This is a genomic window from Halalkalibacter nanhaiisediminis, assembly GCF_007830185.1.
Taxonomy (GTDB): Bacteria; Bacillota; Bacilli; order Bacillales; family Bacillaceae_D; genus Halalkalibacter; species Halalkalibacter nanhaiisediminis.
The window spans coordinates 432531-456159 of the sequence record NZ_VLKZ01000001.1 but is presented as its reverse complement, the minus strand read 5'-3'; the positions used below and the strand labels follow the sequence as shown (position 1 = coordinate 456159).

The following is a 23629-nucleotide window of genomic DNA, read 5'->3' as shown; positions in this document are numbered from 1 at the left end:
TGAAGAAATCGCAACTTTCTTAACGTTAATAAGAAATAACTGACTGCTTATAGTTGTAATGCTTTGTTTTCATTCAAATGCTATTCTTTTGTTAAAAGGGTTACTGATTGCATATAACCGATGTTTGTCGATCTTATTTCAAAGCCATATACAAATTGTTCACCAGACTTCTTTTTCCAAACGATTGTTCCTAATAAATAATTCTCTCTGCCGAACAACGATACTTCTAATGACAAAATCAATTCTTTCATAATTGGAAAATCCAAATCTGATCTTAAGCGAAGGCCTGTTAAACTTATATTTTCAACATGAAACAAAGCATACCGATCAGATACCAATTCGACATTTTCAAATTCAAATATTTTTGCCTTTGCCGCTATTGGAGGTTTTAAATTTATTCTTTTGTTTAATCGTCGATTGATCACATAAACACCGCCACATTAAGTTCTTTTTATACTTATATCGTCTTAAAATAGTAATCATTTATACGAATAGATCTCAAGTCCTAAATATTTTTTACTCAGTCAACCTGCTGGCTTCTTTGTACTTCGTAATCATTCTTACTTTTAAAAAATAAATAGCAGGAAGCATCTTTCATTTAGATGCTTCCTGCCTTGCTTTGGATGTTCAAAATGAAGTTCCGTATTTCTCTAGGAGTAAGCAAAACTTCCTGATTATTTAAAATGATTCTGTACGCTTTAAAATCAATGAGTAGATGACCAAATTTCTTAGTATCCCGATCTTCTTCTGTCTGACTCGTTCTTCTTAATACATTTACACGAGCAACGACTTCATCTACTCTGTAAGGCTTTGAAATGTAATCATAAGCGCCTTTATTCAACCCTGACAATGCAATATCATTTAAACAAACGTTTATTTAAATAATATTGCAAACAAAAAAAACAGCCGTCCTAGCTATTCGCTAAACGACTGTTCAGATTTCATTTCTTCTGGATGCTTAATTACTTGCATTGGATTTCCGCCGACAAATGCTCCAGCAGGGACATCTCGGTGGACGAGCGTACCAGCCGAGACAATCGCACCATCTCCAATTGTCACTCCTGGTAAGATCGTGGTGTTTGCTCCGATCATCACTTCATCCCCAATGATCACATCCCCAAGTCGGTACTCTTTTATTAAATACTCATGAGCAAGTATTGTTGTATTATAGCCGATGATCGTATTGCGCCCGATCGAAATCCGTTCTGGAAACATAATGTCCATCATCACCATTAATGCAACCGCCGTTTCATCACCAATCTTCATCCGTAAAAACGTACGATACAACCAGTTTTTCACTTTTAAAAGCGGGGTGTAACGCGCTATCTGGATGACGATAAAGTTTTTAACGACTTTAAAAAAGGGAACGGTACGGTAAATATGCCAGAGCGAATTCGCTGAATCTACAGGGAAACGCTCCGTTTTCCGACTCATGATTTGTCAGCTCCAACAATCGCAATCAAGTCACGCATATTGGAGAGAATGTAGTCAGCCTCGTAAGTACGAATTTTTTCTTCACCTTTAATCGACCAACCAACAACAGCTGTTGGAACACCCAGGTTCTTTCCAGCTAGCACATCAAATTGGCTATCACCAACCATCATGGCCGTTTCCTTCGTGGAACCAAGTGCAGCAAGTGCTTTTTCAAGCGGTTCAGGATCTGGTTTTGCGTTTTCGACATCATCAAGCCCAACAACGACATCAAAAAATTTATCAAGCCCTGTTAATTTAAGACCCATTAATGCTGTTTTACGAATTTTTGTTGTGACGATTGCCATTTTGAACCCTAGCTCGTGCAAACGTTCAATCGTTTCATAAACCCCTTCATACTCTTCAACAAGTTCATCATGCTTCTCATGGTTAAAGGTCCGGTACGTCTGAATCATATCTTCAACTCGGTTCGCATCAACTGTGATAAAGCTATCCGCAAGGGGTGGTCCAATAAATTCAATGACCTTTTCACGTGTGTATTCTCCTGGCTTATACTGATCAAGCGTATGAAGAAATGATGCGATAATTAATTCGTTCGTATTTATAAGTGTTCCATCAAGATCAAATAAAAGCGTATCAATGTTCATAGGTTGCTTCCTTTCTCTCTAGCTCTTGTTTCTTTTCAAGCCGTCTCCATACATAAGCGACAGCCATTGTAAGTAGTATTGCAGTAATAATTCGAATAATAAGCAGTGGCCAAACAGGAATGCCAAGAGGGATGAAAATCAACGTATCCTCGATAACCGCATGACAGGCGACAAGAAAGATAAAGACAAGATACAAATCCTTCTTTGATACGCCGTCTTCCTTCACAGCCTGAATCATCACACCTGCTCCGAATGCAAGGCCAAATAAAAGACCCGAGGCAAGTGTTGTCGAAGTATTCTCCTTAATTCCTAACATCTTCGTAACAGGCGCCATTCCATTTGAGACAACCTTCAGCCAGTTGCGCTCTTTCATAATTTGAACCCCAACCATCAATGGAATAACAATAATCGCAAGCTGAACGATACCAAGAGTTGCGCTTGTGACACCGCTCCAAGCAATAGCAAGCCAACCTTCTATTTCAGGCTGTGATACTTGGGATACGAAACCGTACTGAGCCGTTTCTTGTCCTCCTGACCAAAAAAGATGGATCAAGAATGCCGATAAAAGCGCTAAAAAGATGCGTACAGCAAGAACGACAGACATCCGAATACCGACCTTCGCAGCAACAGCTGATTCAATCAATAAACTATGCGAAAAAGAGAGCATCATCGCCAGAATAAATACTTCCTTGACCGTTAATTCTAGCGTTAAAATCGCCCCTATTCCCGCATATAAGTTCAGCACATTTCCGAGCACAAGTGGAATCGCAGCTTCCCCAGGCAATCCAATCACACCCATTATAGGAGCAAGAATACTCGCAATCCATCCAAGAACAGGAGTATGACCTAGAATTGTAACAAGAAACGTAATTGGAAAAATAATTTTCCCTAGCGTCCATGTCGTCTTTAAACCAACTAATAGTCCGCGCTTTAACATGCCCATGAATCCCTCCCCTCCTATCTCCTCCAAAGAGAAGGTTCAAAAAAGACCGTCTTTCCTTTTAAAATATCCCTTTTGAACTCCATTTCTCTATTTCTTTTTCTTCTTTTTCGTTGCTGCTGTTTTTTTTGTACTCTTCACTGGTAGAGCTAGATCATGATAGCGCGGTGTGTCTGGCTGCTTTCGGCGATAAATCCAGAGAATAACCGCTCCAACAATCAATACAATGGAGATCACTTGTGCAGTCTTTAACACACCACCAATAAGCAAATAATCTAGGCGAATGCCTTCGATCACGAACCGGCCAACTGAATACCAAATCACATACGTAAAGAAAATTTCACCTTGGCGAAGATTTAAGCGACGCAACCATAATAATATGGCCACACCGACTAAGCTCCAAAGCGATTCATATAAAAATGTCGGATGGTAATACGTCCCGTCAATATACATTTGATTAATAATAAATTCAGGTAAGAACAGACCTTCTAAATATTCTCTTGAAACAGATCTACCGTATACCTCTTGATTCATGAAGTTACCCCAACGACCAATTGCTTGCCCAAGTAAAATACTTGGCGCAGCTACATCAGCAAGCTGCCAAAATGATAGATTATGCTTTTTGGCAAAGAAATAAGCCGTCAACACGCCACCAATGAGCGCCCCATGAATCGCGATCCCACCTTCCCAAATATAGAAGACGCGAATGGGATCATCTGCAAATTGATCCCATCTAAAAATCACATAATAAATTCGGGCTGAAATAATCGAAATAGGAATCGCATATAAAAGTAAATCAGCAAATGTCTCCTTTGGCATGCCACGCTTAACAGATTCCCTTGATGCGAGCATGTATCCTAAAAAGACACCTAATCCAATAATGGCACCATACCAATAAATTGTAAATGGACCGATTTCGAGAAAGACTCGACTTAACGGTTCAATATTTCCCTCCATACTTTCACCTCACTTCATTTCTATTGAAATTCGTCGTGATCTCCTGCTTCGATCACACTCGTTAACCTTTCCGAAAACTCTTGTGCTGCATCAATACCAAGACGCTTTAAACGGAAATTCATCGCAGCGACTTCAATAATAACAGCTAAGTTCCGCCCAGGTCGGACAGGGACTGTTAGCTTTGTTATTTCGGAATCGATAATTTTCATTTTCTCTTCTTCCAAACCAAGTCGATCATAGGCTTTGTTTTGATCCCAAAGCTCAAGATTAATACAGAGTGAAATCCGTTTAAAAGGACGCACAGCTCCAGCACCAAATAGCGTCATGACATTGATAATTCCCAGTCCTCTAATCTCCAGTAAATGCTGGATCAGCTCTGGGGAACGTCCAACCAATGTACCTTCCTCTACTTGGCGAATCTCCACAGAGTCATCCGCTACAAGACGATGTCCACGTCTAACGAGATCAAGCGCTGTTTCACTTTTCCCGACTCCACTGTTCCCTGTTATTAAGACGCCAATCCCGTAAATATCAACGAGTACACCATGTACGGCCGTCATGGGGGCAAGATGGCTATCTAAAAAAGTCGTTATACTACTACTCAATCTTGTTGTCGTCATATTCGAACGCAGAAGGGGAACACCAACCTTCTCCGCTGCCGCCAGCAATTCTTTTGGCGCTTCTAAACCACGTGAAATGATAATCCCAGGTGTATCATATGTACACAACTTTTCCATTCGATCTTCTTTATCATAATTGCTTAGCTGCTCAAAAAAAGAAAGCTCCGTTCGTCCAAGCAGTTGCAATCGTTTAGCGGGATAATACGTGAAAAAACCAGCCATTTCAATTCCTGGTCTGGAAATATCACTCGTCGTAATCGGCCTGTATATTCCCTCTTCACCTGCTAAAATTTCTAGTTGAAACTCTTCTAACAAATCATTTGCTGTTACCTTTGCCACTTTATTAATCCCACCTTCACTGTCTCATCTAAACGTGTCAGTACGTTTTCCATTTTAGCACAAAAACGGATACGGACACGAATTTTCAAGATGAAGTGCTGCCATTTTTACAAAGCAAAAAGATCTGTCTCTTTCCTTGTAGAAAGACACAGATCTGATTCTCGCATTATCCATTTCGAATTGGCTTAACGATAAAGGTTTGAATCAGCGTGATCAGAATCGCAGCAACAATTGCCATTCCGAGCCCATCAATATCAAACGCACTGCCCATAAGTGCCGCTGTTAGCATCAATGTTAAAGCATTAATCACAAAAAGAAATAGTCCGAGTGTGAGGAGCGTAATCGGTAAGGTGAGCACAATCAAAATCGGTTTGACAATGGCATTTACAATCGATAGCAACAAACTCGCAATGATCGCTGCCAAAAATCCTGATAGATGAAAGCCGTCGAATAAATAAGCAATCCCCATCAGAATCACCGCATTAATCAGTAACCCAATGATCCATCTCACTCAGCGCTCACATCCTTTTCGTTTGGAATGATTGCAGCTGCAATCAGATAACCAACAATAACAGGGAATGCTGCCGTAAAGAGCGCTAATACAACGACAAGGATCCGAACGATCGTCGGGTTCATAGAGAAGTATTTTGCCAGTCCACCACAGACACCTGCTATTTTTCGCTCATATTGTGAACGGTATAACCGCTTCATTTCACTCACCTCATTCTGATCGATCTTTCACATTGACCGATCCAGTATTCGTCAATGCACTCAACTTAATCCGCGGTGATGAATGCTGATTGCCGATAAAGCTCAAAGACTTTTGCGCAAAGTCTTTTCTTTCTTCTAATACTTCATAATCCGTTAAATCAACGGAAAAGCTCCCAACATTAGTTTTCAACTTACCTTCCACACGAAGCGTTTTCGGAATAAGTAAGTGAATACTGCCTGTTGTTGCCTTTAAGTCTGCATAGCCCGATTCTGTTAATTGATCCATTTCATACGTAATCGAACCATTGACCGTTTCAGCGTCCACATCTTGAATTTGACCAGCTAGCGTGATCGCGCCATTAATCGTTTTGACATCTAAGACATCGACCTTAACGTCCTTATATTCAATCGCACCATTAACCGTTTCGGCCAACACTTTGTTCGCTTTGACAGACGAGAACGTGAGCGCCCCGTTCATCGCATTCACATCAAATGTATCGACATCAATCTGTTCCCCATTAATTTGACCATTAAACGTATAGAGCTTAATATGCTTAAAAGTTGTCCGTGGCACATAAACAGTCGCTTGAACCTTCATCGATTTTGTCTTTGTATGAAAAAGCAGCTTATTGTCATCAACGCGGAACACAGACTCCTGTGTAAAATAACGTCTCGCTTCCTCACTATCCTTGACCCTGTACACCTTTGCCTGACACTCAACTCGTACATCCGTTTCATCCCAAGGCTTAAACGTTATTGATCCATTCTCAAGCGAAACATCAAGAGACGTTGGTGATACATCGCGGTGTTGGAAAATATGATCAACTTCCACAGCAGCACCAAAATTAAAGTCTAAATCGACATCCTTGATTTTTTGAATTGTATTTTCAATAAAGGAAGTAAAGAAATTTGTTGCTGATACCTTCGTTTGACGCGTATGCTTGCGGTAGCTATCACCTTCATCCCAATTCACGTTCGTCGATACATTCGATGCTGGTTTTTCTACCTTCTCCGTTGATGAATCACTTTTTTCCATCGCTTCAAGAAGCTTGATTCCTTCCTCGGCCGTGATTTTTCCGTCCTCGATCATCTTCAATATCATTTTACGTTCTTCCATTCATCCCACTCCTTAATAAAGTTGATTTAGAAAAACTGTGACATAACCTAGCAAAAACGTATCTAACGCTTAAATGGACTACATGCTTCTTTCTTGTGTAAAAGTTGGTTCGTTCCTAGTTGGACAGAAAAAAAATACATCCTAAGTTGCGAGAAAAGACTCATGAACATTTTCTATCAATAAAAAGGGTACAATCGTTGAGAAATGTTTTCTACATTCATGTACCCTCTTCATCTATTCATATATACGTCTTGATGAAAAAGTACGTTTCATCTTTTTATAATGTTAATTCTTTTTCACGAATACGTTCATCCATTCGTGCTCGGTCTCGCTCGAGGATAGGCTTTAAATACGTTCCTGTATAAGATCCTTTCACTTCCGCTACTTGTTCTGGTGTACCTTCTGCCACAATCTGTCCGCCTTTATCTCCACCTTCAGGACCAAGGTCAATAATATGATCCACGGTTTTGATGACATCAAGATTGTGCTCAATCACAAGAACGGTATCGCCATTATCGACAAGACGCTGCAACACGTTTAAAAGACGGTCAATGTCATCAACGTGAAGCCCCGTTGTCGGCTCATCGAGAATGTAGAGTGTTTTTCCCGTCGCTCTCTTATGAAGCTGGGAGGCAAGCTTCACACGTTGTGCTTCCCCACCTGATAACGTAGTCGCTGGCTGACCTAAGCGAATATAACCAAGACCTACGTCGACAAGCGTTTGGATTTTTCGTTTAATCTTAGGAATGTTTTCAAAAAATTCAACGCCTTCTTCAACGGTCATCTCAAGTACATCAGCAATCGTCTTCCCTTTATACTTGATTTCAAGTGTTTCACGATTATAGCGTTTGCCTTCGCAAACCTCGCAAGGGACATAGACATCTGGGAGAAAGTGCATTTCAATTTTAATAATCCCATCACCACGACATGCCTCACAGCGTCCGCCTTTAACGTTAAAACTAAAACGGCCCTTCTTATAGCCACGCACCTTTGCTTCATTCGTCATCGCAAACACATCACGGATATCATCAAAGACACTCGTGTATGTCGCTGGATTCGAACGAGGCGTCCTACCAATTGGTGATTGGTCAATGTCAATCACTTTATCAATTTCCTCAAGCCCGACAATCTCCTTATGCTGACCTGGCTTCTCTTTTGCACGGTGCAGCTTTTGCGCAAGCGACTTGTAAACAATTTCATTAATCAGCGTACTTTTTCCTGATCCAGATACACCTGTGACCGCAATAAACTGGCCGAGTGGAAATGTCACAGATACGTTTTTAAGATTATTTTCACTTGCTTTTTTGACTGTAAACGAACGTCCATCAGACGAACGTCTCTCACTTGGAATGGAAATAAACTTTTTGCCTGATAAATATTGACCTGTTAGCGACTGGTCATTGTTCATAATCTCCTCAGGCGTTCCTTGCGCAATAATCTGTCCACCGTGAATCCCTGCACCTGGCCCGATATCAATAATATAATCAGCCGCCATCATCGTATCTTCATCATGCTCGACGACAATGAGCGTATTCCCAATGTTACGCATATGCTCAAGCGTTTCAATTAAGCGATCATTATCGCGCTGATGCAAGCCAATCGATGGTTCATCTAAAATGTAGAGCACACCCATTAATGAAGAACCAATTTGAGTTGCAAGTCGAATGCGCTGCGCTTCTCCACCCGACAGTGTTCCAGCTGGTCGTGCTAATGATAAATAATCAAGACCGACATTCATTAAAAAACCTAGTCGATCATTGATTTCTTTTAAAATAAGACGCGCAATGGCGAATTCCTTTTCCGTCAGCTCGACTTGATCAAAGAAACGAATCGCCTCTTTGACAGAAAGGGAAGCAACTTCTCCTAAATGCTTACTACCAACAAAAACAGCACGTGCTTCCCGTTTCAAACGAAATCCTTTACATGTTGGACAAGGCTTATGTGCCATGTACGTTTCCATTTGTTCCCGAATATAATCCGAGCTCGTTTCGTGGTACCGTCTCGCGACATTGTTCATGACACCTTCAAAGACGATATCATTTTCTCGAATTTGACCAAATTCATTCTCGTAACGGAAGAAAATCTTTTCTTTCCCAGTTCCGTATAACACTTTATCAAACAAAGCTTCTGGAATATTTTCCACTGGCATATCAAGATCAATGCCAAGATGAGCTGTCACAGCTGCAAGTAATTGCGGATAATACTGTGAGCTCGTTGGTTCCCAAGCAGCAATCGCATGATCACGTAATGATTTTGTTCGATCAGGAATGACTAAATCGATATCGACCTCAAGCTTTGCCCCAAGCCCGTCACAAGTAGGACATGCCCCGTACGGACTATTAAAGGAAAACATGCGTGGTTCTAGCTCAGGAATTGAAAATCCACATTCTGGGCAGGCATGATGCTGGCTAAATAAAAGCTCTTCCTCCCCAATCACGTCAACAAGCACACGACCATCTGCAAGTGCTAGAGCTGATTCAAGCGAGTCAGCCAAACGCGTTTCGATCCCTTCTTTGATCACGATTCGGTCAATCACGACTTCGATGCTATGCTTTTTGTTTTTCTCAAGCTCAATTTCCTCTGCGACTTCACGCATTTCACCGTCAACACGTACGCGCACATAACCTTGTTTCTTCATATCTTCAAGTACCTTCACATGCGTCCCTTTTCGGCCTGACACAAGCGGGGCAAGAATTTGCATTTTCGTGCGTTCTGGATACTCTATTAATCGGTCGACCATTTGTTGAATTGTTTGCGACGAAATTTCGATCCCGTGCGTCGGACAAACAGGACGTCCAACACGGGCATATAGTAATCGTAAATAATCAAAAATTTCCGTAACCGTCCCAACCGTTGACCGCGGGTTACGACTTGTTGTTTTCTGGTCGATGGATATGGCAGGAGACAAACCTTCAATGGCATCGACGTCTGGTTTATCCATCTGACCAAGAAATTGACGAGCGTATGCGGATAGCGACTCGACATAGCGTCGTTGACCTTCTGCATAAATCGTATCAAAAGCAAGCGACGATTTCCCTGATCCAGACAAACCAGTCAAAACAACTAGCTTATCTCGTGGAATTGTCACATCAATGTTTTTCAAGTTGTGGGAGCGCGCTCCTTTAACAACAATATTCTCTATTGCCAACGTCCTCACCCTTCCGCTTTCAATTCAAGGACAAGGTCACGAAGCTCAGCTGCACGCTCAAAATTAAGCTCACGCGCTGCATCCTTCATTTCCTTCTCCATTCGTTCGATCATCGCTTGCTTCTCCTTTTTGCTAAGCTTAGCTGCAGGTACGGCATACTTGTCATCAGCAGCATCTTCAGCCACTTGAGTCGCTTGAATGACCTCTGGAATCTTCTTCTGTATCGTTTTAGGTGTAATACCATGCTTTTTATTATGCTCTTCCTGAATCGAGCGACGACGCGCCGTTTCATCTATAGCAATTCTCATCGAATTCGTCATCTTATCGGCATACATAATGACATGACCGTTTTCATTACGAGCAGCACGCCCAATTGTCTGGATCAATGAACGCTCCGCACGTAGGAAGCCTTCTTTATCAGCATCCAAAATCGCCACTAGTGAAACTTCTGGTATATCAAGCCCTTCTCTAAGCATATTAATCCCGACTAACACATCGAACGTTCCCATCCGCAGCTGACGAATGATCTCAATCCGTTCTAATGTTTTGATTTCAGAGTGTAAATAACGGACTCTTATACCGATTTCCTTTAAATAATCAGTTAAATCCTCAGACATTTTTTTCGTCAATGTCGTCACAAGAACACGCTCATTACGCTCGGTTCGTGCATGGATTTCACCAATTAAATCATCAATTTGCCCTTCAATCGGACGAACATCAATCGTTGGATCAAGTAAGCCTGTTGGACGAATAATTTGTTGAATCATTTCTGGTGTATGTTCAAGCTCATACGGACCAGGTGTTGCGGATACGTAGACTGCTTGATTCACCTTTTTCTCAAATTCTTCAAAACGAAGCGGACGGTTATCCAAAGCAGAAGGAAGTCTAAAGCCATGATTAACCAAGACCTCTTTTCGCGCTCGGTCCCCGTTAAACATCCCTCTCACTTGCGGCAATGTCACATGCGACTCATCAGCAATTAAGAGAAAGTCTTCAGGAAAGAAATCCAGAAGCGTATATGGTGTGGCGCCTGCTTCACGCAATGTCAAATGACGAGAGTAGTTCTCAATCCCTGAACAAAATCCCATCTCACTCATCATCTCAATGTCATAGCGCGTTCGTTGCTCAAGCCTTTGTGCTTCAAGAAGCTTACCTGCTTCATGAAGCTCCTTCAAACGCTTCTCAAGCTCGATTTCAATATTTGCAATCGCCTTCTTTAACTTTTCCTCTCGTGTAACGAAGTGGGAAGCAGGAAAGATGGCCACATGATTACGTTCACCCTTAATCTCACCCGTTAAGGCATCGACCTCTGTCATCCGATCGATTTCATCCCCGAAAAACTCGACACGTATACACTGCTCATCACGTGAAGCTGGGAAAATTTCCACAACATCACCACGAACACGAAACGTTCCACGTGTGAAATTAACATCATTCCGGTCATATTGAATATCAACGAGACTACGCAACAGTTCATTACGATCCATTTCCATCCCAATACGTAAGGAAACAACCAAATCACGATATTCTTCCGGCGAACCTAATCCGTATATACACGAAACACTGGCTATAATAATGACATCACTTCGTTCAAACAAAGCGCTTGTCGCCGAGTGACGTAGCTTATCGATTTCATCATTAATACTTGCATCTTTTTCAATAAACGTATCTGAACTAGGCACATATGCCTCAGGTTGATAATAATCATAGTAACTAACAAAATACTCAACTGCATTATTTGGAAAGAACTCTTTGAACTCACTATATAATTGTCCAGCAAGTGTCTTATTGTGTGCCATAATTAACGTCGGCTTGTTCACGGCTTGAATGACATTTGACATCGTAAATGTCTTCCCCGTTCCAGTTGCTCCAAGCAAGGTTTGATGCTTCTCCCCTTTTTGGATTCCTTCGACGAGCTTACGTATAGCCTCAGGTTGATCCCCCTCTGGTTTATATGGCGAAACAAGCTCAAACGATTGACTCAACGACAAAACCTCCTCAACAACTGTTATCAGTATCCATTATTATATCACAGACAAACGCTAAAAACGCAAACAATACGAACAAACGTACGTTTAGATAAAGAAGAGAGCGGCCAATACAACCGCACTACGGGAGAAAACCTGTTTATTATCCGAAAAGACCGTTTATTAGCCTAATTCTCTTTATATTAGCTGAAGAGACGTCTTTAGTAACCAAACTCGTATTTTGCACCTTCTATTCATTTTTACCCCCTCCAAACGATCGCAAACCATGCCCCTCCTAAGAGGCTGTCACACTTGTCCTTTTGAAGACAGAAAAAAGAGCCGGTTTCCCGACTCTCACATCCCAGGTTTACGTTGTAGTCTCTTGCGTGCAACAACAAGACCTCCCGCAAATGATAAAAGAGCAACCACCCCGACCATCCATGATTGCTCATGGATTCCTAGTACAAAAAAGGCTACCATCCAAGTCACAATACAGGCCCCTATCAAACTGAAGGTTACGCGTGTAACGACAATCATCAAGAGAAACGGGATGACAAGTGCAAGTGCTATATCCATCATCCGTCTTTTCGAACTCCTTTATCCTATTTAGTTTTCTTGTTCAGGTTGAACACTCTTTATAATAGTACCATTAATTTTACTCTAAGCTATAGTTTGGTAAGATATAAACCTCAACCCTACGATTTTGTTCTCTTCCTTCGCTCGTTTCATTGGATGCAACGGGATGATATTCTCCGTAACTGGTTGCACTTAAATGACCAGGGTTTAGCTGATCGTTTTCCAGTAAGATTTTCATGAAATTAAGCGCCCGATCTGAACTTAAGTCCCAATTAGAACGGTATTCTTCATTGTTTATCGGAACATCATCTGTGTGTCCAGCCACAACGATTTGTCGCGGTGGATCTGATACAAGCAAGCCTGAAATGGCCTCAGCTAACCTTCTCGCTTCAGGATGCACTTCTGCACTTCCAGAATAAAAGATCGCATTGTCTAAAATCGTTAAAAGTAAACCATTTGATGATAAATTAGTCTGAAGCTCTGAGCCTAGGTTATTATCTTCAATATACTTATCGATTTCTACTTTTAGCTCTTCTAATTGTAGACGCTCTTGGGCTCTCATATTTTCAACATCACTATCTTCTGGATTCACAGTGCTCTCAGGCATAGGCTGTGGATATTCCATCACGCCTGTACCTCCTTGAAGATTTTGATTAAAGGAAATCATAACCTGTTGATATTTTTCTGCATCAACAGAGCTTACGGCAAATAAGACGATAAAAAGAGCGAGCAAAAGCGTTAACATATCAGCATAAGGAATGAGCCAAGTTTCATCGATATGATCCTCATGATGCTTTCCTCTTTTTCTAGCCATTATCCTTGTCTCCTTGGCCTAATGAGTCTTCTAATTTATATCTTTCTGTACTTGGTACATATACCTTTAACTTGTCTTCAATCGCTCGTGGAGACACACCAGACTGAATAGATAGCACACCTTCAATCATCAAACTTTTGATCATGATTTCTTGCTTAGATTTACGCTTTAATTTGTTCGCAAACGGATGCCACATTACATAACCAGTAAAGATACCGAAAAGAGTCGCAACAAAGGCAGCCGCAATCGCATATCCGAGAGCATCAATATCATTTAAATTTCCAAGAGCTGCAATTAATCCCAAAACAGCCCCGAGTACCCCAAGAGTTGGGGCATATGTACCCGCTTGACTAAAAATAGCCGCCCCTGATAAATGTCTTTCCTCCATGACTTCAAGCTCAACTTCCATGGTATCTCGAATAAAATCTGGATCTAGCCCATCGACCACCATTTTCATTCCTTGTTTTAAAAAAGGATCTTCAATGGAATCGACTTCCGCATCTAATGCCAAAATACCTTCTCTACGAGCAAGTGAGCTGAGGTTAACAAATAGCTTAATTAATTCTGCGACATCAGGAACCTTTTGGTTAAAAAATAAGACTTTCATTAACTTAGGAATCCTTTTCACTTCACTTGCAGGAAAACCAATTAAAATTGTCGCAGCCGTCCCTACTAAAATAATGATAATTGCCGCAGGATTAAGTAAAACCATTAAGCTCGTTCCTTTAAAGACCATCCCAATAATGATGGAAGCAACACCCAAAATAATACCTATTAATGACATCTTGTCCATAATCTCACCCATTTCTCAATCTAAATGACCTTAAAAACATAAAAAAACAAATCATTTTAGACTTATGTATCCATTTTTCTTGATTATATTTGATCATCCATCCCCCTAACATCTTACTGATTACCTATTTAATAGGTAATTAAAGGATAATTGTCGAAAAATGTATAAATTTAAAATGAGGTACTTGAGGCAAGGTTGGTGCTCTTAGCCACATACTATTGCTTTTTGCGGCCTCTACAAAGTTTGACCTACTAAAATAAAAAACACAGAAGAGCATGTAGCCCCTCTGTGTTAAATAATCGAATTTTGTAGCTCGACGTCATCTTTTACGAGTAACACACCGAGCTGATGATGTCCGCCATCATAGAGGGCCCCTTGAGCAAAACGAACTTCTCCGTCCGTATTAAGGACATCTAGTTTGCAAAAAGCCGAATTAAGCTGTAACGCTTCATAAAAGCCTTCCTCACTATTTACAGCTTGTCCATTAACCTTCGTGATCACCTCTCCAACCTCAATCTTCATCTTATCAGCTGGACTTCCTGGTAAAATTCCGAGAACGATACATCCCTTAGGTAGAGATGAGAAAAAGGCAGGCTGCCTCTCATCGCGAGCTTTCGCCAACACCCAAAGGAGCTCACGACTGACAATCGCTAATCCACCTAGCACAACGGCTAAAAATGGAACATAATAACTTCCAACTGCAAGTATGGCAAATAGGATTCCAAGAGCCATCACTCGAAGCCCCATTGTACGCATTGGGATCGTCGGCACAGTCGCACGCACTTGTTGCTGAAAACCAATGAGAAGCGGAAGCAATACTGGCTGCCATCCTCCTTCACCAACTGGAAAAATCGGCCAATATGATGCGGCAGGAATCATTCCTTCTGGCACAAAGAAAATAATGGGAACAATCCAAAGCCGCTTCGTCTCATGAAGTCCGATCCATTTCCCACGCTTGCTTCGCACAAGCTTCGGTGACGTATAGCTCACACCGTTCGTTCGAATTAATGTTCCTTCTGCGATGACCAATAATGCTAGTAAGCTAGCAATGACAAACAGTGGAACAGCAGAGAGCTCTTCATAGACTGGCGCAAAAAGCTCTACACCTCCAAGAAGTGGTTCGCTACCATAAAAAAGCAACAGAGCTCCGAGCACAAAGGCAGGAGTCATCCATCGAACTTGAAACGTCAGCACAACAAGTATAGACAATACACTTAAAATCAAAATCAATTCTAAGGTCAACACAATTCCTAATCCAACAGTTATAACAGACAATCCAAGTCCTGTTAAAAGTGCTGGAACAAACGGAATAACCCAATCAGATACTCGACCATATACTCTCGTATGAAAAGCTTCTCTCTCCTGCTTTACTCTTTGCGCCGAAAGCCAATAAATGACGGCAAAACCAAGATACAGGAGCGGATTTGCAAAAAAGTAGGCAAAAAATAATCCAATGCTTATGAAAATATCTATCATAGTTGATACTCCTTCAACTGTTCTGCACTTCCTTAACAAAAGGTACACCCATCGTGACACACGTAGGATGTACCTTATTTATTCGACACTCGTTATGCTTGTTCCTTTATTAAAATTCGTTTGCCTGTTTGATGACTAATTCAATGGCCGTTCGCAGCTGCTTATCGTTTGCCTGTTCTCGCACTTGCTCGACAATACGCTCTTGCAAAATCGAAGCCGTCTCCTCATCTAATTCTCCACTTGCTTGCAAGTCATTTGATTGCTGGAACGCAAGCACAGCTTGTTCTGTCTGCTCATCAAAGTAACCATCTGTTCGACCAGGCTCAAAACCAAGACCCTTTAGCATAATTTGAGCATTTTTAATGTGCTCACTCATCATATCTATTTTGAAAGGTTCTTCTACAGTAATTGGAGCACTGTAGAAATAATCAGGCTGTCTGACTTCGACAGTAGGCTTTACCCCTTCTCCATTAATATCATTTCCGTCTGAGGTTAACCATTTGAAAAGGGATAGCTTCAATTCACTACCATCCTCAAATGGAATCGTTTGTTGCACTGTTCCTTTTCCAAACGTCTGCTCACCGACAACATCATAATCACCTGCTTCAATTAATGCAGCAGCCAAAATTTCAGATGCCGATGCCGATGCCCCGTCAGTAATTCCAACGATAGGGTATGGCTTTGGCTCCTCTAGTGAAGACATGTAGCGAACTTTCTCCCCTGCTCGGTTTTCAATTTGAACAATCGGTTGACCACCAGGAATAATTAACTTACCAATATCTTCGACCGCATTCAAATAGCCACCAGGATTTCCACGCACATCAATAAGAAGCCCGTCAATATTTTGTGCTTCAAGCTCTTCTAAACCTTCCTGAAAACGAGCTGCTGTATCCTCAGAAAAAGAGGTAATCTCAAGCAACCCCACTTTCATTCCGTCACGTTCAATCACACTTGATCGAACCGTTTCAATCGGAATTTCATCACGCTCTACAGGAATTTGAAGAAATTCATTGACTCCAGCACGTTCAATTGTTAGGTGAACCGTTGTTCCTTGTTCACCACGAATTTTTAATACCGCTTCATACAAGGATAACCCTTCAATCGAATTTCCATCAATTTCAATAATCTTATCATTCGGTCTAAGTCCAGCACGTTCTGCTGGCGACTCACGGAACGGCGCAACAATTGTCACTTTCCCGTCCGTCATGCTCACTTCTGCGCCGATCCCTTCAAAATGTGAGCCTAAGGACTCCATAAACTGATTTGCTGTTTCTTGATCCATATAAACAGAATATGGATCATTTAGTGATTGAAGCATTCCTTCAATTGCACCTTGAAGAAGTTCTTCTTCGCTAACGTCTTCAACATATTGCTCTTGAATGATTTCCATCGCTTTCTCAAACTTGGCTAGTAGCTCCTCATCTGTCATTTCCGAGGATTCTGCCACCTCTCCGCTTCCTACCGAGGTAGATGCTTGGTTCGGAATCCTAGCCTGATCTGTTAGAAAGAAGAAACCATATGCTCCAACAGCAAGTACAACAATAATAAGCAACAGCATTTGTTTCTTATTCACCTGCATCAACTCCCATTCCGTCTCACAGAAAACAGCATATTTTTCAGGCACTCGCAACTGCCTGCTATTCCATTTTCTTCATTTAAGCCTACACGTTTAGACAATGTCTTTACTTCATGATCACACTAAATTCATCTACACCTATTCCCTTAACTTTATGACTAGCTTGGACATGTTATGTTTCTTTTCGAATACCCTCATTCTAGTCAAAGATTTACAATAAGTCAAAGAGATAAAAGAGCTTGATTGTTAACAGTTTCTGTTAGAAAAAACCCCATTGCTCATAAATACTTCTGAGAAAATGGGGTTTAAAAACATTATTATCGAGGTATATATCTTAATGGATCAACTGAATTTGATTTAGCGCCGTTCCAGCCACCTTCATGAACTTCAAAATGAAGATGTGCACCAAATGAACGTCCAGTATTACCCATTAATCCGATTGTTTGACCTTTAGAAACACGTTGTCCTTTTGAGACACCTAGATTTTCCATATGAGCAGACAATGTGGTAATGAGTTGACCGTCTACATAATGAGCAATGATAACCGTGTTACCGTATCCATTCATGTAACGTGCTTCAACGACAGTACCATCTTGAACCGCTACAATCGGCACGTCACCAGAACGTCCGTTTTTACCAATATCAATACCGTGATGCATGCGACCCCAACGTTGACCATATGTTGACGTAATCGACCCAGTAGCAGGACGCATAAATCCTGAATTCGTTACAGCTGGTGCACTATGCACTTGAGCACTGCCACCACCATTTCTTGAAGATGGTTGGTTTTGAGCTTGACGCTCCGCTTCCGCTGCTTGACGTTGACGTTCAGCTGCTTGACGCTCTGCTTCCGCTGCCGCTGCCGCTTCCTGACGTTGACGTTCTTCATATGCAGCTAGCTCTTCCTTTAATGCCGCTTCCTGAGAACGTAAGATTTCCTCTGCATTTTCAAGTTCACCTAAATCAGCATGTAAATCGTTTTCTTTTGACTCAAGACGAGACATTAAATCATCTTTCTGTGCTCTTTGTTCTTCCAAATCAGCCATTAAGCTTTCTAATTCAGCTTGCTGTACTTCAAGTGAAGCAAGCTCTGATTCGACTTTAGCTTTTGTCTCTTCAAGCTTTTCCTGATCCGCGAAATGAGCTTCTATAATATTGCGGTCTTGTTGAGCAATGACCGATAAGGCACTGACACGCTCAAGGAAATCACCAAAGCTTTTTGATCCAAGTACAACTTCTAAGTAATTAACCGAGCCTCCAGATTGATACATTGAACGTGCACGATCTTTTAACAAAGCATCGCGTTCTGCAATCCGTTTTTCTAGTACGACAATTTCCTCTTGTAATGTTTCAATATGCTCACGTACCTTTTTAATTTCAGCACGTTTTTCACGAATGTTTTGGTTTGTCGTTGCCACTTTATGGTCAATTTCGCGAATTTCCTCGTTTAATTGATTCATTTCTTTTTCTAGCTTTTCAATTTCCTCTTTCGTCTTTTGTGCCTCTTGTTGCTTTTGATTACGCTCTTGTTTGACATCAGAAATTCTATTTTCGATACTGTTTGCCGATGCCGTCTGATCAAATGAACCCAACCCTACAGAACTAGTGACAAGTAACAATGCTACCGCGACAAGTTTACACCTTTGCTTCATTCAAATGTTCCTCCTCATGTCCTTACCAAATAAATCTATTTTTTCTTTTTTAGTTTACTAGACTTAAACTTTTAAAAATTTCCGTACTGATACTAGGCTACCCCAGACCCCAATAAACGCACCGATTCCAATAAGTAATGCAGCAATCTGCCACATTGCAGGGAATACAGGTATTAGGGTGAAGAACGTAACTTCAAATCGTTGTCCAAAATTAGTCAACAGGTACGAATACCCGAATCCAATAATCAAAATTGGAATAAAAGATCCGATAACCCCTAGCAGCATCCCTTCTATAAAAAACGGCCAACGGATAAATCCATTTGTTGCACCGACAAGTTTCATAATTTGAATTTCACGTTTTCTTGCAACAATTGTCAGCTTAATCGTATTCGCAATCAAAAACATAGCTGTAAGCATCATTGCAACGACGAGGACAATTCCAACTGTACGAAACAGTTCGGTAAAGGCGAATAAACGTTCAACGACATCTTGTCCATAATTAATTCGTTCAACATAAGGCAAGTGTCCAAGATCCTCTGCTACTGTCTCTGTTAGCTGTGGACTATGTGCCCGGACAATGAAAACATCGTTCAATGGATTTTCTTCTCGGGTTGATTCAAACACCTGACCTTGATCACCTAAACTATTAATTAATTGATCTAACCCTTCTTCTTTACTCAAGAAAACGACCGATTCCACATTCTGTGTCGTTTCGATCTGGGTGCGTAGCTCGTCTTGTTGTTCTTGCGAAGCAGTTAGCTCAATGTACACACGAATCTCAACATCGTCTTCAATCGTTGATGCGAAATGATTCATATTCATAATTAATAATAAGAACGCTCCTACAACAAACAGCATCACAGCCACAGCACTGATTGATGCAAATGTCATCCAGCCGTTACGTCCTAAATTTTTACTTCCTTCTCGAACGTGACGTCCAAGGGTTCTAAGCTTCATAGCCGTAGCTCCCCCTTACTTCATCTCGAACTACTCGTCCACCTTCTATCGCCAAAACACGCTTTTTAATCGTATTAACAATATCTTTATTATGCGTTGCCATGACAATCGTTGTACCATTGTGGTTGATATCATCTAAGATGTTCATAATTTCCCATGCTGTATCTGGATCGAGATTCCCTGTCGGTTCATCAGCGATCAGCACTTCTGGCTTATTTACAATCGCTCTAGCAATTGCTACTCGCTGCTGTTCGCCTCCTGATAATTCACTCGGTAAAAATCTCGCCTTGTTTTTCAAACGAACAATTTCTAAAACATCCATCACTTTACGCTTAATTACAGTTGGGTCTTCTTCAATGACCTCTAATGCAAATGCAACATTTTCATAAACTGATAGAGTTGGAAGTAGTTTATAATCTTGGAAAACGACACCGATTCTTCTTCTTAAAAGAGGAATCTCCTTTTCCTTCATGTTCGACAAATTCACTTCATCAATTAAAATATCACCTTTTGTCGGTTTTTCCTCACGATACATCATCTTAATAAAAGTTGATTTTCCTGCCCCGCTCGGACCGACGACGTAAACAAATTCACCTTTTTTAATCTTTATGTTAATTCCATTAATCGCTTTAACATTATTGGAATAACTTTTCCAAACATCAATCATTTCGATCAAACAAAATCACTTCCTTACTAATCCGCTAGAGAATCCTGTAGAAATACTGAATTTTTTACATCATCCTGTCGCTTGCCTCATTCATTATACCATTTATTAAAAAGGATGGTGGGTCATTTATATTACAATTTGATTTCAAGGCTGTCATCTCAGTTGCAATTTTGTGAATATTTCCCTACTAACAAAAGCGTTAACTAGCGATTTTCTGCGTATTCGCCTTAACGGCTAATCATTTTTCGCAGCAATTACTGAAAATATTGGAAATGACTTTAATGATCAAAAGTTTCCATAACTAAAAACCCACTCTTTTGAGTGGGTCATGTCCATCCTAATTATTGAGCTTCAATCCAAGCAGCAAGATTTGCAGCTTCTTCATCAGGAAGATTTTGTGCAGGCATTGTACCTTTTCCATTATGAATGATGCTTTCAATCTCTTCAGCAGTTAAAGTACCGCCAGCTAGTGCAGGACCCATAGCACCTTCTAAGTTGCCACCGTGGCAGCCAATACAGCTAGCTTCGTATGTTGCACGTGCAGCTGTTGCATCAAAGTCACCTGCTGCTGCTTCTTCAGGAGCTTCAGCATCTTCTGCTGGTACTTCTGCTTCGTCAGCTGGAGCTTCCTCAGCTGGTACCTCTTCTTCAGGAGCCTCTTCTGCACCACCACAAGCTGTAAGTGCGACAACAGCACCTAAACCTAAAGCAAGTAGAAATTTCTTCATTCAAATACCCTCCATTCAAGATCGTTTTTTGTTGGAGTTTCCTCCAAGCATATTATAGCTGATTTTTCCATCTTTAGGCGCGCTTAAATCCTTCTCCAAGCACTTCAGTAGCATTTGTAACAATCACAAACGCCTGTGGGTCAACAGCTTTGACAATATGTTTCAATTTTGTGACCTCGCTTTGATTGACGACACACATTAGGACAGGACGTTCCTCATCTGTATATCCGCCATATCCACTCAACCTGGTCACACCACGATCGACATCTTGCAAAATACTTTGACGAACTTCTTCTTGATGATTGGAGATAATTAAAGCTACCTTTGCATATCCTACCCCCATTTGCACTAAATCAATCGTTTTTCCTGTCACAAATAATGCAATTAACGCATATAATGCTAATTCTATTCCAAAAACAACTGCAGACGTGATCACAATTAATCCATCTATTAAGAAGACACATACCCCAATCGAGATTCCGCTATACTTGTGAATGATTTGCGCAGCTAAATCCGTTCCACCTGTACTCGCGCTGGCCCGAAATACAATTCCAAGCCCAAGGCCGACCCCAATTCCACCAAATAAAGCTCCAAGTAATGGATCTTCAAAGCCAACTGACCAATCTCTCGTTAAAAAAACGACAAGCGGTAGAAAAACAGTACCAACAAGCGTTTTCACCCCATATTTAAACCCACCAAGAAGCAGCACACCAAGAATAAATAACGGAATATTAAATGCCCATTGAGTAAAAGCTGGTTCAATACCGATGACGTGATTGAGGATTGTACTAATCCCACTCACCCCACCTGAGGCAATTCTATTGGGCAGCAAAAACAAATTAAACGTAATGGCGACAATCGCCGAGCCAATCAAAATATATGTATAATCAATCAATAATTGCCTCACACTACTACGCGGCTCTCGCCTTTTACGAGGTCTTCCCATCAGCCTCTCATCCTTTCTCAACTAGAGTGCCCCAATAGCCCTCGCGTAGTATAGCATCGTGAAAAAAATATGTAAATGAGACCCCGTTAACGCGGTGAAGAGAGGATTCATCAGCTCTGAATCGCAGTAAAGAAACAGCGTGAGGCCTCGATTTAACTAACTGAAAGGGTTTTTTCGGTCAAAGGTGGAGGGTATTCGGTCTAATTCGGCATTAATTCGGTCTAACTCAACAATAATTCGGTCTAGCGCGATGGTTTTCGGTCTAACTCGGCATTAATTCGGTCTAGCGCAAGTTTTTTCGGTCTAGCTCGGCATTAATTCGGTCTAAGGCATAGATCGGTTTATCAACGGAGTGCAGTCTTTTATTAAGAGATTCATATAAAAAGAGAACCCTTGCTTTGATCAAAGCAAGGGTTCAAGAAAAGTTTATCCTAGTGATTGACGCAAGTAAGCATCAATGAAGCCGTCAAGGTCTCCGTCCATCACACCATTTGTATTTCCGATCTCATAATTTGTACGATGGTCCTTAACCATGCTGTACGGGTGGAATACATACGAACGAATTTGGCTTCCCCACCCAATGTCCTTTTGCTCACCACGAATTTCAGCAAGCTGTTTTTCTTGCTCTTCAATTTTTAATTGATAGAGCTTCGCCTTCATCATTTTCATAGCTTGTTCACGGTTCTTGATTTGCGAACGTTCACTTTGGCATGTGACGACTGTATTTGTCGGTAAATGCGTAATTCGTACCGCTGAGTCAGTCGTATTAATGTGCTGACCACCAGCCCCACTTGCCCGGTACGTATCAATTTTCAAATCTTCTGTTGAAATTTCAATTTCAACAGTATCATCAAGCTCTGGCATCACTTCACATGATACGAATGATGTATGACGTCGTCCAGATGAATCAAATGGCGAAATTCGCACAAGTCGATGGACGCCTTTTTCAGCTTTTAAATAGCCATATGCATTATGACCTTTGATTAGAAGTGTCACGCTCTTTACTCCAGCCTCGTCACCAGGCAAATAATCCATCGTTTCCACTTTAAACCCTTTACGCTCAGCCCAACGTGTGTACATTCGTAGCAACATGGATGCCCAGTCTTGTGATTCTGTCCCACCTGCTCCTGGATGAAGCTCAAGAATCGCATTATTTTTATCATATGGCTCACTTAATAATAGTTGAAGCTCGAATTCATTTAATGATTGAGACAACGACTTGACCCCAGCTTCAAGCTCCTTTTGCAATTCCTCATCTTCTTCTTCCTTCACCAAGTCATACAATACTTCCAAATCCTCAAACTCTGCTTCTAATTTAAGAAGAACATTCACTTGGTCCTTTAAAGCATTTGTTTCATTAATCACAACCTGTGCCGCATCTTGGTCATTCCAAAAATCAGGATCGGTCATCTTTTCTTCAAGCTCAGCTATTCGTTCCTGCTTCTCTTCTAAGTCAAAGAGACCCCCTAAAGTCTGTTAATCGCTTCGCCATCGACGAAAGTTCATGCTTAATCTCTACTAATTCCATCTTTTCACCTCATAATATTGGTTCCCCTCATCTAATGAA

Annotated in this window: 23 protein-coding genes; all 23 read right to left on the bottom strand. The window is 41.1% G+C overall.

What is annotated here, in order from left to right:
* Positions 1-80: 80 nt before the first annotated feature.
* Positions 81-425, bottom strand: a complete 345-nt coding sequence (locus IQ10_RS02015; RefSeq protein WP_144448805.1) for a PilZ domain-containing protein — start codon at positions 423-425, stop codon at positions 81-83.
* A 173-nt stretch (positions 426-598) separates the two neighbouring features.
* A complete protein-coding gene (locus tag IQ10_RS02010) occupies positions 599-850 on the bottom strand; it encodes a response regulator transcription factor (protein ID WP_144448804.1) in 252 nt (83 codons plus the stop codon).
* Positions 851-915: 65 nt separating this feature from the next.
* Positions 916-1434 (bottom strand): acyltransferase, encoded by a 519-nt coding sequence (locus IQ10_RS02005; RefSeq protein ID WP_144448803.1) that lies wholly within the window; start codon positions 1432-1434, stop codon positions 916-918.
* Entirely contained in the window at positions 1431-2078 is a 648-nt protein-coding gene (ppaX, locus tag IQ10_RS02000) for a pyrophosphatase PpaX (RefSeq protein WP_144448802.1), read from the bottom strand. The genes IQ10_RS02005 and ppaX overlap by 4 nt, the downstream gene beginning before the upstream one ends.
* Positions 2068-3021 (bottom strand): nucleoside recognition domain-containing protein, encoded by a 954-nt coding sequence (locus IQ10_RS01995; RefSeq protein WP_144448801.1) that lies wholly within the window; start codon positions 3019-3021, stop codon positions 2068-2070. The genes ppaX and IQ10_RS01995 overlap by 11 nt, the downstream gene beginning before the upstream one ends.
* 87 nt (positions 3022-3108) lie before the next feature.
* Positions 3109-3975, bottom strand: a complete 867-nt coding sequence (lgt, locus tag IQ10_RS01990) for a prolipoprotein diacylglyceryl transferase (protein WP_144448800.1) — start codon at positions 3973-3975, stop codon at positions 3109-3111.
* 20 nt (positions 3976-3995) lie between these two features.
* Positions 3996-4934: an HPr(Ser) kinase/phosphatase gene (hprK, locus tag IQ10_RS01985; RefSeq protein ID WP_144448799.1), complete on the bottom strand. Its 939-nt coding sequence runs from the start codon at positions 4932-4934 to the stop codon at positions 3996-3998.
* A gap of 166 nt (positions 4935-5100) precedes the next feature.
* Positions 5101-5445, bottom strand: coding sequence for a phage holin family protein (locus tag IQ10_RS01980; protein ID WP_144448798.1), 345 nt, complete (start codon positions 5443-5445; stop codon positions 5101-5103).
* Positions 5442-5645, bottom strand: a complete 204-nt coding sequence (locus IQ10_RS01975) for a PspC domain-containing protein (protein WP_144448797.1) — start codon at positions 5643-5645, stop codon at positions 5442-5444. The genes IQ10_RS01980 and IQ10_RS01975 overlap by 4 nt, the downstream gene beginning before the upstream one ends.
* Before the next feature lie 10 nt (positions 5646-5655).
* A complete protein-coding gene (locus tag IQ10_RS01970) occupies positions 5656-6762 on the bottom strand; it encodes a DUF4097 family beta strand repeat-containing protein (RefSeq protein ID WP_144448796.1) in 1107 nt (368 codons plus the stop codon).
* Between the two features lie 277 nt (positions 6763-7039).
* Complete coding sequence (gene uvrA, locus IQ10_RS01965) at positions 7040-9910, bottom strand: excinuclease ABC subunit UvrA (RefSeq protein WP_144448795.1); 2871 nt, start codon at positions 9908-9910, stop codon at positions 7040-7042.
* Positions 9911-9915: 5 nt separating this feature from the next.
* Positions 9916-11895: an excinuclease ABC subunit UvrB gene (uvrB, locus tag IQ10_RS01960; protein WP_144448794.1), complete on the bottom strand. Its 1980-nt coding sequence runs from the start codon at positions 11893-11895 to the stop codon at positions 9916-9918.
* A 336-nt stretch (positions 11896-12231) separates the two neighbouring features.
* The gene (locus tag IQ10_RS01955) at positions 12232-12456 is read right to left on the bottom strand and encodes a DUF2198 family protein (protein WP_144448793.1); all 225 of its coding nucleotides are present in this window, start codon (positions 12454-12456) and stop codon (positions 12232-12234) included.
* 76 nt (positions 12457-12532) lie between these two features.
* On the bottom strand, positions 12533-13267 hold the full coding sequence (gene motB / locus IQ10_RS01950; RefSeq protein WP_144448792.1) for a flagellar motor protein MotB: 735 nt from the start codon (positions 13265-13267) through the stop codon (positions 12533-12535).
* Positions 13260-14060 carry a flagellar motor stator protein MotA gene (motA, locus tag IQ10_RS01945; RefSeq protein ID WP_144448791.1) on the bottom strand — a complete coding sequence of 267 codons (801 nt, stop codon included), beginning with the start codon at positions 14058-14060 and terminating at the stop codon, positions 13260-13262. The genes motB and motA overlap by 8 nt, the downstream gene beginning before the upstream one ends.
* 291 nt (positions 14061-14351) lie before the next feature.
* Positions 14352-15536 carry a PDZ domain-containing protein gene (locus IQ10_RS01940; protein ID WP_144448790.1) on the bottom strand — a complete coding sequence of 395 codons (1185 nt, stop codon included), beginning with the start codon at positions 15534-15536 and terminating at the stop codon, positions 14352-14354.
* Between the two features lie 109 nt (positions 15537-15645).
* Positions 15646-17115, bottom strand: coding sequence for a S41 family peptidase (locus IQ10_RS01935; protein ID WP_144448935.1), 1470 nt, complete (start codon positions 17113-17115; stop codon positions 15646-15648).
* A gap of 314 nt (positions 17116-17429) precedes the next feature.
* On the bottom strand, positions 17430-18764 hold the full coding sequence (locus tag IQ10_RS01930) for a murein hydrolase activator EnvC family protein (protein WP_144448789.1): 1335 nt from the start codon (positions 18762-18764) through the stop codon (positions 17430-17432).
* Positions 18765-18827: 63 nt separating this feature from the next.
* Positions 18828-19721 carry a permease-like cell division protein FtsX gene (ftsX, locus tag IQ10_RS01925; RefSeq protein ID WP_144448788.1) on the bottom strand — a complete coding sequence of 298 codons (894 nt, stop codon included), beginning with the start codon at positions 19719-19721 and terminating at the stop codon, positions 18828-18830.
* Positions 19711-20397, bottom strand: a complete 687-nt coding sequence (ftsE, locus tag IQ10_RS01920) for a cell division ATP-binding protein FtsE (RefSeq protein WP_144448787.1) — start codon at positions 20395-20397, stop codon at positions 19711-19713. Before ftsE ends, ftsX begins: the two co-directional genes overlap by 11 nt.
* 332 nt (positions 20398-20729) lie before the next feature.
* Positions 20730-21116, bottom strand: a complete 387-nt coding sequence (locus IQ10_RS01915; protein ID WP_144448786.1) for a c-type cytochrome — start codon at positions 21114-21116, stop codon at positions 20730-20732.
* A gap of 73 nt (positions 21117-21189) precedes the next feature.
* Positions 21190-22062, bottom strand: coding sequence for a YitT family protein (locus tag IQ10_RS01910; RefSeq protein WP_144448785.1), 873 nt, complete (start codon positions 22060-22062; stop codon positions 21190-21192).
* 426 nt (positions 22063-22488) lie between these two features.
* Positions 22489-23590 (bottom strand): peptide chain release factor 2 gene (gene prfB / locus IQ10_RS01905; RefSeq protein ID WP_144448784.1). Its coding sequence is split into 2 segments (ribosomal slippage): positions 22489-23517 and positions 23519-23590, totalling 1101 coding nucleotides; the frame shifts between segments, so codons are not numbered across the junction.
* Positions 23591-23629: the final 39 nt, after the last annotated feature.